A 14,073-nucleotide genomic window follows, 5' to 3' on the forward strand; every position below is an offset into this window, starting at 1 on the left:
CCCCTCGTTTTCCGAACAGGCATGCATGCTATGGGCGGAGACCGCCGGTCGCAATCGGCAAGTCCGGCCGTGACCCGCCTTCCGGCCACCTTCGTGCGGAGACCGTCGGGTGCCCTAGCTCCGCGCCGCGAAGGTGACCAGCACGGCACCTTCGGCGACCTGATCGCCCGCCGTCACGCGGACTTCATCGACCATACCGGCGACCGGGGCGACCAGAACGTGTTCCATCTTCATGGCCTCGAGGATGACCAGCGGCGCGTGTTTCGCCACCGCCTTGCCCGGTTCGGCCAGCACCTGCGCCACGCGGCCCGGCAGCGGCGCGCGGATGTCGGACGCGCCGGCCGCCGCGTCGTCGCCCGCCGCGTCGGCCTGCAGCAGCGCCAGCCGGTGGGCGTGCCCTTTGCGCAGCACGGTGATGGTCTCGCCCTCGGTGAACACGTGAACCGTTGCGCGCACACCGCCCAGGCTGATGGCCAGATCGCCATTGGCTTCCCGCTCGAAGGCGGCGAGCAGGCTGTCGCCGTTGATCTCGAGGATCAGCGACGGTGCATGAGTCACGGTCACGCGGCGCTCGGCATCGCCGTCCTGCAGCACGAAGATTTCGCGCGGCGGCAGATTCACGCGCCATGCGGTGCGCTCGTCCCACGGATCGGCGGCGTTCTGCGTGCGGGCCGACAGGATCGACAGCACCGCCGCGCCCAGCGCCTCGCGATCCGCTGGCGCGGCGGCAGGGATCAGGTCGGCGGCGTGCTCATCGATGAAGCCGGTGTGCAGGTCGCCCGCCAGGAACGCCCCGTTGCCGGCGATGGCTGCGAGGAAGCCCAGATTGGAGGCGATGCCCGCCAGCCGTGTCTGTTGCAGCGCCGTCTCCAGCCGACGCGCCGCGCCGGCGCGCGTCGTGTCCCACGCGACGACCTTGGCGATCATCGGGTCGTAGTAGATCGAGATGTCCTGGCCTTCCTCGACGCCCGAATCGATCCGCAGATGCGGGCTTTCCGGCGGGAAGCGCAGGCGCTTGAGCGGCCCGGCCTGCGGGAAGAACTTCTTGGCCGGATTCTCGGCGTAAAGCCGCGCCTCGATGGCGTGGCCGTTGATCGAAAGCCGGTCCTGGCTCAGCGGTAGCGCCTCGCCCGCCGCCACGCGGAACTGCCATTCCACCAGATCGGTGCCGGTGATCATCTCGGTCACCGGATGCTCCACCTGCAGCCGCGTGTTCATCTCCATGAAGAAGAAGTCGGCGTTGGCCAGCCCCTGGCTGCCATCGACGATGAACTCGACCGTCCCCGCGCCCCGGTACCCGATGGCCCTGGCCGCCGCCACCGCCGCCCCGCCCATGCGCGCGCGCAGTTCCTCGGTCATGCCGGGCGCGGGCGCTTCCTCGATCACCTTCTGGTGGCGGCGCTGGATCGAGCATTCCCGCTCGAACAGATGCACCGCTTGGCCGTGGCTGTCGGCGAAGACCTGGATCTCGATATGGCGCGGCCGGGCGACGAATTTCTCGACCAGCATGGCGTCGTCGCCGAACGCGCTCATGGCCTCGCGCCGCGCCGCCTTCAGCTCCTTGTCGAACGCGGCTGGATCGTTCACCCGCCGCATGCCCTTGCCGCCGCCGCCCGCCGCCGCCTTGATCAGCACGGGATAGCCGGCATGTTCGGCGGCCAGCGCCAGCACCGCGTCGTCCTGGTCGGCGCCGTGATAGCCGGGCACCACCGGCACGCCCGCCGCGTCCATCAGCGCCTTGGCCGCGCTCTTGTTGCCCATGCGGCGGATGGCGTCGGCCGGCGGGCCGATGAAGACGATCCCGGCTTCGGCGCAGGCCTCGGCGAAAGCGGCGTTCTCCGACAGGAAGCCATAGCCGGGATGGATCGCCTCGGCGCCCGACCTGACGGACGCCTCGATGATCCGGTCGATCTTCAGATAGCTCTCCAGCGCCGGTGGCGGGCCGATCAGGTGCGCCGCGTCGGCGAAGCGCACATGGGGCGCGCCGGCATCCGCCTCGGAATGGACGGCGATACTGCGCATTCCCATGCGCCGCGCGGTCTTCATGACGCGCAGCGCGATTTCGCCCCGGTTGGCGACGAGCACGGAACGGAACATGGCTACATCCTGAAGATGCCGAAGCGGGTTTCGGGGATCGGCGCGTTGAGGCTGGCCGAGATCGACAGGCCGAGAATCCGGCGCGTGTCCGCGGGGTCGATGATGCCGTCGTCCCACAGCCGCGCGCTGGCGTAGTAGGGATGGCCCTGCGCCTCGTACTGGTCGCGAATCGGCTGCTTGAACGCCTCTTCATCCGCCGCCGGCCAGCTCTCGCCGCGCGCCTCCAGCGCGTCGCGCCGGATGGTGGCCAGCACGGTCGCCGCCTGCTCGCCGCCCATCACCGAGATGCGGGCATTGGGCCAGGTGAACAGCAGGCGCGGGCCGTAGGCGCGGCCGTTCATGGCGTAATTGCCCGCGCCGAACGAGCCGCCGGTGATCACCGTGAACTTGGGCACTTTGGCGTTCGCCACGGCCATGACCATCTTGGCGCCGTCCTTGGCGATGCCGCCCGCCTCGTACTTGCGTCCCACCATGAAGCCGGTGATGTTCTGCAGGAACACCAGCGGGATGCCGCGCTGACAGCACAGTTCGATGAAATGGGCGCCCTTCAGCGCGCTTTCCGAGAACAGAATGCCGTTATTGGCGACGATGCCGACGGGAAAGCCCCACAGCCGCGCGAAACCGCAGACCAAGGTCTCGCCGTAGAAGCGCTTGAATTCGTCGAAGCGCGAGCCGTCGACCAGCCGGGCGATGATTTCGCGCACGTCATAGGACTGGCGCGCGTCCCTCGGCACGATGCCGTGGATATCCTCCGCCGGATAGAGCGGTGCTTCCGGCGGCGCCAGGTCGAGGCCGTGGCTCTTGCGATGATTGAGATTGGCGACGATCCGCCTTGCGATGCCCAGGGCATGGGCGTCGCTGGCGGCCAGGTGATCGGTGACGCCGGAGACACGGGCATGCAGATCGCCGCCGCCCAGCGCCTCGGCGCTCACCACCTCGCCGGTGGCGGCCTTCACCAGCGGCGGCCCGCCGAGGAAGATGGTACCCTGCTTGCGGACGATGATCGTCTCGTCGGCCATGGCCGGCACATAGGCGCCGCCAGCCGTGCACGAGCCCATCACCACGGCAATCTGCGGGATGCCGGCGGCGGACATGTTGGCCTGATTGTAGAAGATGCGGCCGAAATGGTCCCGGTCCGGAAACACCTCGTCCTGGCGCGGCAGATTGGCGCCGCCCGAATCAACCAGATAGACGCAGGGCAGCCGGTTCTCCGCCGCGATCTCCTGCGCCCGCAGGTGCTTCTTCACGGTGACCGGATAATAGCTGCCGCCCTTCACGGTGGCGTCGTTGCACACGATCATGCACTCGACGCCGGACACGCGGCCGATGCCGGTGATCAGCCCGGCGGCATGGACGGTGTCCTCGTACAGGCCGTGCGCGGCGAACTGGGACAGCTCGAGGAAGGGTGAGCCGGGATCGAGCAGGGCTTCGATCCGCGCGCGGGGCAGCAGCTTGCCGCGCGCCAGATGGCGCTCGCGGGAGCGTTCGTCACCGCCGAGCGAAATGGCGGCGGCCTTGGTGCGCAGGTCATCGACCAACGCCCGCATGGCGGCCGCGTTGTCGCGGAACGTGTCGGATGTGGATTTGATCGCGGTCGCAAGCGGCTGCATGACGTCTCCCCGGACATCATTTGTAGCGCACTAATCTTTTCCCGTCATCGCGAGCGAAGGCAGAGACTGTTGGAAAAGAACCCTTTATCGGGTCGGGACCGGCTTCTCGCCGGAATAGTCGTAGAAGCCGCGACCGGTCTTCTGGCCCAGCCAGCCGGCCTCCACATACTTCACCAGCAGCGGGCACGGCCGGTACTTGCTGTCGGCAAGGCCGTCATACAGCACCTGCATCACCGACAGGCAGACATCCAGACCGATGAAGTCGGCCAGCTCGAGCGGGCCCATGGGGTGGTGCGCGCCCAGGCGCATGGCGGTGTCGATGGCCTCGACGTTGCCGACGCCCTCATACAGTGTGTAGACCGCCTCGTTGATCATCGGCACCAGGATGCGGTTGACGATGAAGGCGGGGAAATCCTCGGCGTTGGTGGTAATCTTGCCAAGGCGGTCGGCGAAGGCCTTGATCGCCTTGTAGGTGTCTTCCACGGTCGCGATGCCGCGGATGATCTCCACCAGCTCCATCAGCGGCACCGGATTCATGAAGTGCATGCCGATGAAGCGTTCCGGCCGGTCGGTGGTCGAGGCCAGCCGGGTGACCGAAATGGAGGACGTGTTGGTGGCGATATAGGCGTCCTTGCGCAGCGTCTTGCAGAGTTCGGTGAAGATCGCGACCTTCACCGCCTCTTTTTCCGTCGCCGCCTCGATGACCAGATCGCAGTCGGACAGGGCGGACATGCCGTCGACGAGGCTGATCTGTTTCATCGCCCGCCGGTGCTCGTCCTCCGTGATGCGGCCACGAGCAGCCTGGCGGGCCATGTTGTTCTCGATAATGCCCAACGCCTTCTTGGCCGCGTCCGGATTCGCATCCATCAGCAGGACCTTGAAACCGGCCAGGGCGGAGACGTGGGCGATACCGTTGCCCATCTGTCCGGCGCCGATGATACCGACTGTTTCAATCATGGCGTCTGCCTCGACCTGTTGGAGCACTATTCGATCACGATCGTCAGAGGGCCTTCTCGAGCGCAGGCACCAGTTCGAAGAGATCGCCGACCAGGCCGTAATCGGCGACCTGGAAGATCGGGGCTTCTTCGTCCTTGTTGATCGCGACGATCACCTTGGAGTCCTTCATACCGGCCAGATGCTGGATCGCGCCGGAGATGCCGACCGCGATGTAGAGCTGCGGCGCGACGATCTTGCCGGTCTGGCCGACCTGATGGTCGTTGGAGATGAAGCCGGCGTCAACGGCGGCGCGCGAGGCGCCGACGGCGGCGCCCAGCTTGTCGGCCAGGCTCTCGATGATCGAGAAGGCTTCGCCCGAACCCATGCCGCGGCCACCGGAGACGATGATCTTGGCGCTGGTCAGCTCGGGACGGTCGGACTTGGCCAGCTCGGCGCCGACGAAGCGCGAGTTGCCCGGATTGGCGGCGGCGGCCACGGTACGGATTTCGGCCGAGCCGCCCGAGGTGGCGGCGGCCGGGAAGCCGGTGCCGCGCACGGTCAGCACCTTCTTGGAGTCGCTCGACTGCACGGTCGCCAGGGCGTTGCCCGCGTAGATCGGACGGACGAACGTGTCGGCTGATTCGATCTTGATGACGTCGGAGATCTGGGCCACGTCCAGCTGCGCGGCGACGCGCGGCAGGATGTTCTTGCCCGAGGTGGTGGTCGGCGCGACGATAGCGTCGTAGTCACCGGCGAGCGAGACGATCAGCGGCGCGACGTTCTCGGCCAGCTTGTTGCCATAGGCGGCATCGTCGGCCAGCAGGACGACGGAGACGCCCGCGACCTTGGCGGCCGCGTCGGCGACGCCCTGGGCGCCCGAGCCGGCGACCAGTACGTGGACGTCGCCGCCCAGCTGGCTGGCGGCGGTCACGGCGTTGAGGGTCGCGGCCTTCAGTTCGGTATTGTCGTGTTCGGCGAGGACGAGCGTCGTCATCAGATCACTCCCGCTTCGTTCTTCAGTTTCTCGACCAGCTCTTCGATGGTCTTGACCTTGATGCCGCCGGCGCGCTTCGGCGGCTCTTCGACCTTGAGGGTCTTGAGACGCGGCGCGGTGTCGACGCCGTAATCGGCGGGCGACTTGACGTCGAGCTGCTTCTTCTTGGCCTTCATGATGTTCGGCAGCGACGCATACCGCGGCTCGTTCAGGCGCAGATCGGTGGTGACGATGGCCGGAAGGGTCAGGGCCACGGTCTCGAGACCGCCATCCACTTCACGGGTCACTTCGATCCCGTCGCCGGCGACCTTGACCACCGAGGCGAAGGTGCCCTGCGGCCAGCCCAGCAGGGCGCCGAGCATCTGGCCGGTCTGGTTGCTGTCGTCGTCGATGGCCTGCTTGCCAAGGATCACGAGTTGCGGACCTTCCGCCTCGACAACCGCCTTCAGCAGCTTGGCAACGGCCAGCGGCTCGACGATGTCGTCGGTCTGGATGAGGATCGCACGGTCGGCGCCCATGGCCAGCGCGGTGCGCAGGGTTTCCTGGGCCTGTGCCGGGCCGATGGAAACGGCGATGATTTCTTCGGCCTGTCCGGCTTCCTTCTTGCGAATCGCCTCTTCAACGGCGATCTCGTCGAACGGATTCATGGACATCTTGACGTTGGCGAGGTCAACGCCCGTCTTGTCGGCCTTTACACGCGCCTTGACGTTATAGTCGATGACGCGTTTCACAGGGACCAGTATCTTCATACCTGAGGACTCTCCCGGTTTTTCTAAGTCTTTTTTCGCAGCGCACCATTAACGCAAGGTCATAATAGTGTCAACGACTCCACCCCCGCTGAAATTAGAGGGCTTCTAACGGTTCGCGCCGGGTATCCACAACACGTCCCGTGCGCCGTTGTCGTTGAGGTGGCGCGCGAGCACGAAGAGATAGTCGGACAAGCGGTTGATGTAGCGGATCGCGGCCGGATTGACCGGTTCGGTTTCGGCCATGGCGACCATGTCGCGTTCGGCGCGCCGCGCGACCACGCGGCACAGATGAAGCGCCGCCGCAGCCGGCGAGCCGCCCGGCAGGATGAACGAGGTCAGCGGCTTGAGCTGCTCATTGAGGGCGTCGATCTCATGCTCGAGCCAAACGACCTGTGGCTCGACGATGCGCAGGCTCGACGAATTCTCGAAATCCTCGCCGGGTGTGGCCAGATCGGCGCCTAGGTCGAACAGATCGTTCTGGATGCGCGACAGGGCCGCGTCCACGGCGCCGCTGGTGTGAAGCCGGGCCAGACCGATGGTGGCGTTGGTCTCGTCCACGGTGCCATAGGCGGTGACGCGCGGCGCTGACTTCAGCACGCGGTCGCCGCTGACGAGCGACGTTTTCCCCGTGTCGCCGCCGCGCGTGTAGATCCTGGTCAGGTTGACCATCGCGTCAGTTGCTCATCGCCAGGACGATGAACACCACGACGATGATCGCCAGCTGGATCGCGACGCGCATCTGCATCAGCTTGTTGGAGCGGCGCGGATTGGTGCCGCCATCCCGCGCCAGGCCGATGATGCCCATGCCCAGCACGACCACCAGGGCCACGAGCATCAGGCCGATGAGGATGAGGAACGGTGTGGACATGATCGCCTATCTAGGCCGTTTCTAGTTGCTTTCCAGCAGCCGCCGCGTGATCACCTCGGCCTGGATCTCGCCCGCGCCCTCGAACACGTTCAGGATGCGGGCGTCGCACAGCACCCGGCTGATGGGATACTCGAGGGCATAGCCGTTGCCGCCATGGATCTGCATGGCGTTGTCCGCCGCCGCCCAGGCGACGCGGGCGCCGAGCAGCTTGGCCATGCCGGCCTCCAGGTCGCAGCGCAACCCTTCGTCCTTTTCGCGGGCGGCGAAGTAGGACAGCTGGCGCGCCATCATGATCTCGACCACCATCCAGGCGATCTTGCCGAACACGCGCGGGAAATTATAGATCGGCTTGCCGAACTGCACGCGGTCGAGCGCGTATTTCAGGCCCAGTTCCATGGCGCACTGCGCCACGCCGATGGCGCGCGCCGCGGTCTGGATGCGGGCGGATTCGAAGGTCGTCATCAGCTGCTTGAAGCCGTTGCCTTCCTGCTGACCCAGCAGGTTCTCGGCCTTCACCTCGAAGCCGTCGAAGCCCAGCTCGTATTCCTTCATGCCGCGATAGCCGAGCACATGAATCTCGCCACCGGTCATGCCCTTGGCCGGGAAATCCTCGGTCCCGTTCATGCGCGGCTTCTCGGCCAGGAACATGGACAGGCCGCGATAATCCTTGGTCTCCGGATTGGTGCGCACCAGCATGGTCATCACGTCGGCGCGAGCCGCGTGGGTGATCCAGGTCTTGTTGCCGGTGATGCGGTAGACATCGCCATCCTTCACCGCGCGGGTGCGCAGGCTGCCCAGATCCGATCCGGTATTCGGTTCGGTGAACACGGCGGTCGGCAGAATTTCGCCCGAGGCGATCTTGGGCAGCCACTGGTGCTTCTGCTCCTCGGTGCCGCCGTTCAGGATCAGCTCGGCCGCGATTTCCGAACGGGTGCCCAGCGAGCCAACGCCGATATAGCCGCGGCTCAGCTCTTCCGAGACCACGCACATGGAGGTCTTGCCCAGGCCAAGCCCGCCATATTCCTCGGGAATGGTCAGGCCGAACACGCCCAGCTCGCTCATCTGCGCGACCACCGGGGCGGGAATCAGCTCGTCCTTCAGGTGCCAGTCGTGGGCGTAGGGCGCGACCTTCTCGTCGGCGAAGCGGCGAAACTGGTCACGGATCATGCCCAGCGTCTCGTCGAGGCCGGTGTCGCCGAAGGCGCCGGTCGCCAGGCTGTCCTGGATCAGTTCCGCGATGCGGGCGCGGACGGCTTCGGTGTTGCCGCCGCGCACCAGTGCCCGCACGGCGGGATTGCCGGCGAACGCGGCGATCTGCTCGTCCGAGGCGCCCATTTCCGAGGGGCGCGCCCATTCGACCTGGCTCATCTGCAGGCCGCCGATCATCTGCGCGCAATATTCACCGAAGCCGGCCTGCAGGATCAGGGTTTCCAGCTCGCCGCCACGGCCCTGGTCGGACAGCGTCTTGCGCCAGCTCAGGGTCTGGCGCAGCGCCTCCACATAGGTCGCGTACCAGCCATAGCCATGCGCCACGGACTGATGGGCTTCCAGCAGCTTGCGGTCCACCTTGCCGTCGCGGACGATCAGGTTGGACACGGCCGCACGGACAGCCAGCGCCAGCTTGTCGGCGGCAACAAGCGCCTGCTCGCAAAGCGGGATGAGATTGTCCATGTGCACGGTCGCCGTGTCGTCCTTCGGCAGGGTGGAAGCCATGTTCGCTCCTTCAGTCTTTCGTTTCTTCTTGGTGGTCGTTGTACGCGCGATCTAGCGGGCCAGACCAGGTTCGTTTCCGGCCTCGATCGTGTCCTCGATGGTGCGCAGGCCCGGATAGCGAGCCGACACGAGGACGGCCATATTGCCGGGCTTGTGTTCGTTGTTCCACATTTTCGTATGGGCGCGCGGGATATCCTCCCACGAGAACACTTCCGACATGCATGGGTCGATACGGCGCTCGATGACCAGCTGGTTGGCCTGGCTGGCCTGCTTCAGATTGGCGAAGTGGCTGCCCTGGATACGCTTCTGGCGCATCCACACGAAGCGGGCGTCCATGGTCAGATTGTAGCCCGTGGTGCCGGCGCAGAACACGACCATGCCGCCGCGCTTGACCACGAAGCAGCTGACCGGGAAGGTCGACTCGCCCGGGTGCTCGAACACCATGTCGACGTCGTTGCCCTTGCCTGTGATGTTCCAGATCGCCTTGCCGAACTCGCGGCTGCGCTTCATGTAGTCGGCGTAGACGGCCTGATCGCCGACCGGCGGCAATTGGCCCCAGCAGTCGTAGTCCTTGCGGTTCAGCACGCCCTTGGCACCCAGCGACAGCACGAATTCACGCTTTGATTCGTCCGAGATCACGCCGATGGCGTTGGCGCCTGCCGTGGCGCAAAGCTGGATGGCCATGGAGCCCAGGCCGCCCGAGGCACCCCAGACCAGCACGTTGTGACCCGGGCGGATGATGTGCGGCCGGTGGCCGAACAGCATGCGATAGGCGGTGGCCAGGGTCAGCGTGTAGCAGGCGCTCTCTTCCCAGGTCAGGTGCTTGGGCCGGTGCATCAGCTGGCGCGCCTGGATCTTGGCGAACTGCGCGAACGAGCCGTCCGGGGTTTCATAGCCCCAGATGCGCTGGGACGGCGAATTCATCGGATCGCCGCCGTTGCATTCCTCGTCGTCGCCATCGTCCTGGTTGCAATGCACCACGACCTCGTCGCCGACCTTGAAGCGCTTCACGCGGCTGCCGATCTTGTAGACCACGCCCGAGGCGTCGGAACCGGCGATGTGATACTCGGCCTTGTGCACGTCGAAGGGCGACAGGGGCACACCGAGGCCCGCCCAGACGCCGTTGTAGTTGACGCCGGCGGCCATCACCAGGATGACCACTTCGTCCGGATCGACATCAGGCGTGTCGACCACTTCGATCTGCATGGCCTGTTCCGGCGGTCCATGGCGCTCGCGCCGGATCGTCCAGGCGTACATCTTGGGCGGAACATGCCCCAGCGGCGGGATTTCGCCGACTTCGTACAGATCCTTCAGGACCTGCGGGCTAGCAGACGTGTCTTGTGCGGTTGCGGGCTGCGCGCTCATGGTATTCTCCTCCTTACGCCGGGCTGCTTTGCTTCGAAGGGAGACCTTCCGAAGCTGCATTGTCGTTCAAGTCATTTTGCGGCGCAGCATCTATTATGATATTTCCGGTATGCGGTCTATCCGGAAATAAAAGACTCCGTTACCACCCGGTAGCGTTAACGAACCTATGGAGCAAGCATGAGCGGGACGTCAGGAAAAGGGGCCGAATCGCAGCAGGAAACCACGGTGAGGGACAAACCGTGGCTGATCCGGACCTATTCGGGCCACTCCTCCGCCAAGGCGTCGAACGCGCTCTACAGGACGAATCTGGCGCGTGGGCAGACCGGGCTCTCGGTGGCCTTCGATTTGCCGACCCAGACCGGATACGACAGCGACCATGCGCTGGCGCGGGGCGAGGTGGGCAAGGTCGGCGTGCCGGTCGGTCATCTCGGCGACATGCGCGCCCTGTTCGACGGCATCCCTCTCGAGAAGATGAACACGTCGATGACCATCAACGCCACGGCGCCGTGGCTGCTGTCGCTCTACATCGCCGCCGCCGAGGAGCAGGGCGCAAACCGGGCCAAGCTGAACGGCACGGTGCAGAACGACATCATCAAGGAATATCTCAGCCGGGGGACCTACATCTTTCCGCCCGCGCCGTCGCTGCGTCTGACCACCGACATCATCAGCTACACCTATCGCGAGCTACCCAAGTGGAATCCCACCAACGTCTGCTCCTACCATTTGCAGGAAGCGGGCGCGACGCCGGTGCAGGAAGTGGCATTCGCGCTGGCGACGGCGATGGCCGTGCTCGATTCGGTGCGTGATTCGGGCCAGGTGCCGGCCGACGAGTTTCCCACCGTGGTCGGCCGCATCAGCTTCTTCGTCAATGCGGGCGTGCGCTTCATCACCGAGATGTCCAAGATGCGCGCCTTCACCGAGTTGTGGGACGAGCTGACCGAACAGCGCTATGGCATTCAGGACGCAAGCCTGCGCCGTTTCCGCTATGGCGTGCAGGTGAACTCGCTCGGCCTGACCGAACAGCAGCCGGAAAACAACGTCTACCGCATCCTGTTGTCCATGCTGGCCGTGACCCTGTCGAAGGGCGCCCGCGCCCGCGCCGTGCAGCTGCCGGCCTGGAACGAGGCGCTTGGCCTGCCGCGCCCGTGGGATCAGCAATGGAGCCTGCGGCTGCAGCAGATCGTCGCCTACGAGACCGATCTCCTGGAATATGGCGACATCTTCGACGGCTCCATCGCCATCGAACGCAAGGTCAAGGCGCTGAAGGAGGAAATCCTCGACGAGCTCTCGCGGATCGAGGCCATGGGCGGCGCCGTCGCGGCGGTGGAATCCTCCTACATGAAGCAGGCGCTGGTACAGTCCAACAGCGCCCGGCTCAACGCCATCGAGGCGGGCGAGCTGCCGCTCATCGGCGTGAACCGCTTTACCGAATCAGCCCCCTCGCCACTCACGGGCGGCGACGACAGCGGCATCCTCACCGTCGATGATTCGGCCGAACGCGACCAGCTCGAAAGCCTGCGCGCCTGGCGCGCCGGGCGCGACGACGCGGCGGTCAAGGCCGCCCTCGCCAATCTGGCCGCCGCCGCGAAGGAAGGCCGCAACATGATGCCGCCGTCCATCGAAGCCGCGAAGGCCGGCGTGACCACCGGCGAATGGGGCCAGACCCTGCGCGAGATCTTCGGCGAATACCGCGCGCCGACCGGTGTCGGCCGCGCCGCCGGCGGCCAGAGCGCGGATCTTTCCGCCGTGCAGGGCAAGGTCGATGCCGTCTCGCGCAAGCTGGGCCGCCGGTTGAAGATTCTTGTCGGCAAGCCCGGCCTCGACGGCCATTCCAACGGCGCCGAACAGATCGCGGTCAAGGCGCGCGATTCGGGCATGGAAGTGGTGTACGAGGGCATCCGCCTGACCCCGGCGCAGATCGTCAACGCCGCGCTGGAAGAAGGCGTGCACGTGGTCGGCCTGTCGATCCTGTCGGGCAGCCATGTGGCGCTGGTCACCGACGTGATGGACCGGATGCGCGCCGCGGGCCTGGGCGACATCCCCGTGGTCGTCGGCGGCATCATCCCGCCCGAGGACGAGCGCACCCTGAAGGCCGCGGGCGCGGCGGCGGTCTACACGCCGAAGGATTACCAGATCAGCGAGATCATGAGCGACATCGTCGACCTGGTGGACCGCGCCCAGGACGAGGCCGCCTAAATTCAGCCGGCTCGGGTCGCCCTCAGCCGAAATGTCCCCTTAGATACTCACCGATCCGGTTCAGGGCGCGCGACGATTCGGGGACCGCGTGGCCCAGGGCGTGCCAGACATGGATCACGTCCGGCCAGCGCTCCAGCGTGACGGGAACGCCGGCCTGCGCCGCCTTGCCGGCCATGACCACGGAATCGTCCAGCAGGGTCTCGTCCTCGCCTACCTGGATCAATAGCGGCGGCAGCCCGGTGAAATCGCCGAACAGGGGCGAGATGCGCGTGTCGCGGGCATCGACGCTGTCGGCGACCACCATGCCCGCCATCCAGGACAACAGGCCAGCGCCCACCATGGGATCGGCGGCCGCGTTGGTGCGCATGCTGTCGCCCGAGCAGGTCATGTCGGCCCAGGGCGACAGGGCGACCGCCGCCGTCGGCGCCGGCAGGCCGGCATCCCGGATACCCAGCAGCAGGGCGATGGCAAGACCGCCACCGGCCGAATCGCCCGCCACGAAGCTGTGAGTCGCCGCGCCTTCGCCCAACGGCCCGTGATCCAGCATCCAGCGATAGGCCACCATCGCGTCGTCGAACTGGGCGGGTGCGGGATGCTCGGGCGCCAGGCGGTAGTCCACGTTCAGCACGCTGACGCCCGATGCGACCGAAATGTCGCCGCACATGGCCCGGTGGGTGTCCAGGTCACCCGCCACATGGCCGCCGCCATGCAGATATAACAGCCGCTTGTCCGGATCGGCGCCCGCCGCGCACACCCATTCGCAGGGGACGCCGACGGTGTTGACCTTCCTGATTGTGACGCCGGACGGCACTGGCGCGGTGAACAGCGTGCCCCCCATCATCTCGCGCACCGACGCCACCGTGGGCGCCACGCCGGCCGCGGCCGCCGCTTCGTTACCCGCGCGCAACATATCGATGACCGTCTGAAGCTGTGCCGATGCCGCCATATGAATACCTCCCCGGTGTCCGGGCGGTATTGTTACGAGAAAACAGTCAGGAGTCGCGGGAAAAGCGGCGCCGACTATTTTACCGCCGGAGTCTCGTCGTCGGTCGTGGCGGTGGAAATGGAGCCGTCGCCCTCCAGTCGCTCCGCCGTGTCCCACAGCATCAGCGCGGCCTCCAGGCTGCCCCGGACCTCGGGGTCGCGGCGCAATTGCCAGTAGGCGGATCGCACGGCCAGATAGGCGGTCATGTCATCGCCAAGGGATTCGGGATTTTCGGTCAGCGCCAGCAACTGCCGGGCGGCTTCCTGCCGGTCGCGGGGCCGCGACACCAGATCGTTGCCCAGCGCGACCAGCAACTGGGACGTGGGATTGCTGAAGGTCTGCGTCGGCGGCGTCAGCTTCTCGACGAGGTCATCGACGCCACCGCTGGCCTCGCTCTTGATTTCGATCTGCTCGGGCTCTGGCGCGAGATCGGGGCCGAGATACCGGACGGCGAGCAGGACAAGAACCAGCGCGACGGCAAGCCAGCGCACAACGGACAGCACCCGCGCGAAACGGCCGGGCGGATTTTCATCGGGGGTAGGCATAATGCCTGGTGTTTC

12 protein-coding genes are annotated in these 14,073 nt (G+C 66.2%); 1 reads left to right on the forward strand and 11 read right to left on the reverse strand.

The features are described from left to right. Positions 1-114: 114 nt before the first annotated feature. The 9 genes from WJU17_RS12545 to ccrA form a co-directional block, all read right to left on the reverse strand. Positions 115-2,097 carry a biotin carboxylase N-terminal domain-containing protein gene (locus tag WJU17_RS12545; RefSeq protein WP_346327740.1) on the reverse strand — a complete coding sequence of 661 codons (1,983 nt, stop codon included), beginning with the start codon at positions 2,095-2,097 and terminating at the stop codon, positions 115-117. Between the two features lie 2 nt (positions 2,098-2,099). After that, positions 2,100-3,707, reverse strand: a complete 1,608-nt coding sequence (locus WJU17_RS12550) for a carboxyl transferase domain-containing protein (RefSeq protein WP_346327741.1) — start codon at positions 3,705-3,707, stop codon at positions 2,100-2,102. Positions 3,708-3,791: 84 nt separating this feature from the next. Further along, on the reverse strand, positions 3,792-4,664 hold the full coding sequence (locus WJU17_RS12555) for a 3-hydroxybutyryl-CoA dehydrogenase (RefSeq protein ID WP_346327742.1): 873 nt from the start codon (positions 4,662-4,664) through the stop codon (positions 3,792-3,794). Between the two features lie 43 nt (positions 4,665-4,707). After that, positions 4,708-5,637: an FAD-binding protein gene (locus tag WJU17_RS12560; RefSeq protein WP_346327743.1), complete on the reverse strand. Its 930-nt coding sequence runs from the start codon at positions 5,635-5,637 to the stop codon at positions 4,708-4,710. Beyond that, positions 5,637-6,386 (reverse strand): electron transfer flavoprotein subunit beta/FixA family protein, encoded by a 750-nt coding sequence (locus tag WJU17_RS12565; protein WP_346327744.1) that lies wholly within the window; start codon positions 6,384-6,386, stop codon positions 5,637-5,639. Before WJU17_RS12565 ends, WJU17_RS12560 begins: the two co-directional genes overlap by 1 nt. Positions 6,387-6,491: 105 nt before the next feature. After that, on the reverse strand, positions 6,492-7,055 hold the full coding sequence (locus WJU17_RS12570) for a cob(I)yrinic acid a,c-diamide adenosyltransferase (protein ID WP_346327745.1): 564 nt from the start codon (positions 7,053-7,055) through the stop codon (positions 6,492-6,494). Between the two features lie 4 nt (positions 7,056-7,059). Continuing rightward, entirely contained in the window at positions 7,060-7,254 is a 195-nt protein-coding gene (locus WJU17_RS12575; protein WP_346327746.1) for a twin transmembrane helix small protein, read from the reverse strand. Between the two features lie 21 nt (positions 7,255-7,275). Further along, entirely contained in the window at positions 7,276-8,967 is a 1,692-nt protein-coding gene (locus tag WJU17_RS12580) for an acyl-CoA dehydrogenase family protein (RefSeq protein WP_346327747.1), read from the reverse strand. Between the two features lie 51 nt (positions 8,968-9,018). Continuing rightward, on the reverse strand, positions 9,019-10,332 hold the full coding sequence (gene ccrA, locus WJU17_RS12585) for a crotonyl-CoA carboxylase/reductase (RefSeq protein ID WP_346327748.1): 1,314 nt from the start codon (positions 10,330-10,332) through the stop codon (positions 9,019-9,021). Between the two features lie 177 nt (positions 10,333-10,509). Here ccrA and WJU17_RS12590 point away from each other — a divergent pair, with 177 nt between their 5' ends. Continuing rightward, complete coding sequence (locus WJU17_RS12590; protein ID WP_346327749.1) at positions 10,510-12,528, forward strand: protein meaA; 2,019 nt, start codon at positions 10,510-10,512, stop codon at positions 12,526-12,528. A gap of 22 nt (positions 12,529-12,550) precedes the next feature. Here the strand turns inward: WJU17_RS12590 and WJU17_RS12595 are convergent, their stop codons facing one another. Both WJU17_RS12595 and WJU17_RS12600 read right to left on the reverse strand, forming a co-directional pair. Then, the gene (locus tag WJU17_RS12595; RefSeq protein WP_346327750.1) at positions 12,551-13,474 is read right to left on the reverse strand and encodes an alpha/beta hydrolase; all 924 of its coding nucleotides are present in this window, start codon (positions 13,472-13,474) and stop codon (positions 12,551-12,553) included. A 74-nt stretch (positions 13,475-13,548) separates the two neighbouring features. Continuing rightward, entirely contained in the window at positions 13,549-14,058 is a 510-nt protein-coding gene (locus WJU17_RS12600) for a DUF4175 family protein (protein ID WP_346327751.1), read from the reverse strand. Between the last annotated feature and the right edge of the window lie 15 nt (positions 14,059-14,073).

The organism is Iodidimonas sp. SYSU 1G8 (genome assembly GCF_039655775.1).
In the GTDB taxonomy this organism is placed as follows: domain Bacteria; phylum Pseudomonadota; class Alphaproteobacteria; order SMXS01; family SMXS01; genus RI-34.

Excerpts from the sequence above, each read along its gene's own strand:
- WJU17_RS12550 (WP_346327741.1), bottom strand. The coding sequence starts at position 3,707 with ATGCAGCCGCTTGCGACCGCGATCAAATCCACATCCGACACGTTCCGC.
- WJU17_RS12590 (WP_346327749.1), top strand. The coding sequence starts at position 10,510 with ATGAGCGGGACGTCAGGAAAAGGGGCCGAATCGCAGCAGGAAACCACG.
- WJU17_RS12565 (WP_346327744.1), bottom strand. The coding sequence starts at position 6,386 with ATGAAGATACTGGTCCCTGTGAAACGCGTCATCGACTATAACGTCAAG.
- WJU17_RS12545 (WP_346327740.1), bottom strand. The coding sequence starts at position 2,097 with ATGTTCCGTTCCGTGCTCGTCGCCAACCGGGGCGAAATCGCGCTGCGC.
- WJU17_RS12555 (WP_346327742.1), bottom strand. The coding sequence starts at position 4,664 with ATGATTGAAACAGTCGGTATCATCGGCGCCGGACAGATGGGCAACGGT.
- WJU17_RS12575 (WP_346327746.1), bottom strand. The coding sequence starts at position 7,254 with ATGTCCACACCGTTCCTCATCCTCATCGGCCTGATGCTCGTGGCCCTG.
- WJU17_RS12570 (WP_346327745.1), bottom strand. The coding sequence starts at position 7,055 with ATGGTCAACCTGACCAGGATCTACACGCGCGGCGGCGACACGGGGAAA.
- WJU17_RS12595 (WP_346327750.1), bottom strand. The coding sequence starts at position 13,474 with ATGGCGGCATCGGCACAGCTTCAGACGGTCATCGATATGTTGCGCGCG.
- WJU17_RS12580 (WP_346327747.1), bottom strand. The coding sequence starts at position 8,967 with ATGGCTTCCACCCTGCCGAAGGACGACACGGCGACCGTGCACATGGAC.
- WJU17_RS12600 (WP_346327751.1), bottom strand. The coding sequence starts at position 14,058 with ATGCCTACCCCCGATGAAAATCCGCCCGGCCGTTTCGCGCGGGTGCTG.
- WJU17_RS12560 (WP_346327743.1), bottom strand. The coding sequence starts at position 5,637 with ATGACGACGCTCGTCCTCGCCGAACACGACAATACCGAACTGAAGGCC.
- ccrA (WP_346327748.1), bottom strand. The coding sequence starts at position 10,332 with ATGAGCGCGCAGCCCGCAACCGCACAAGACACGTCTGCTAGCCCGCAG.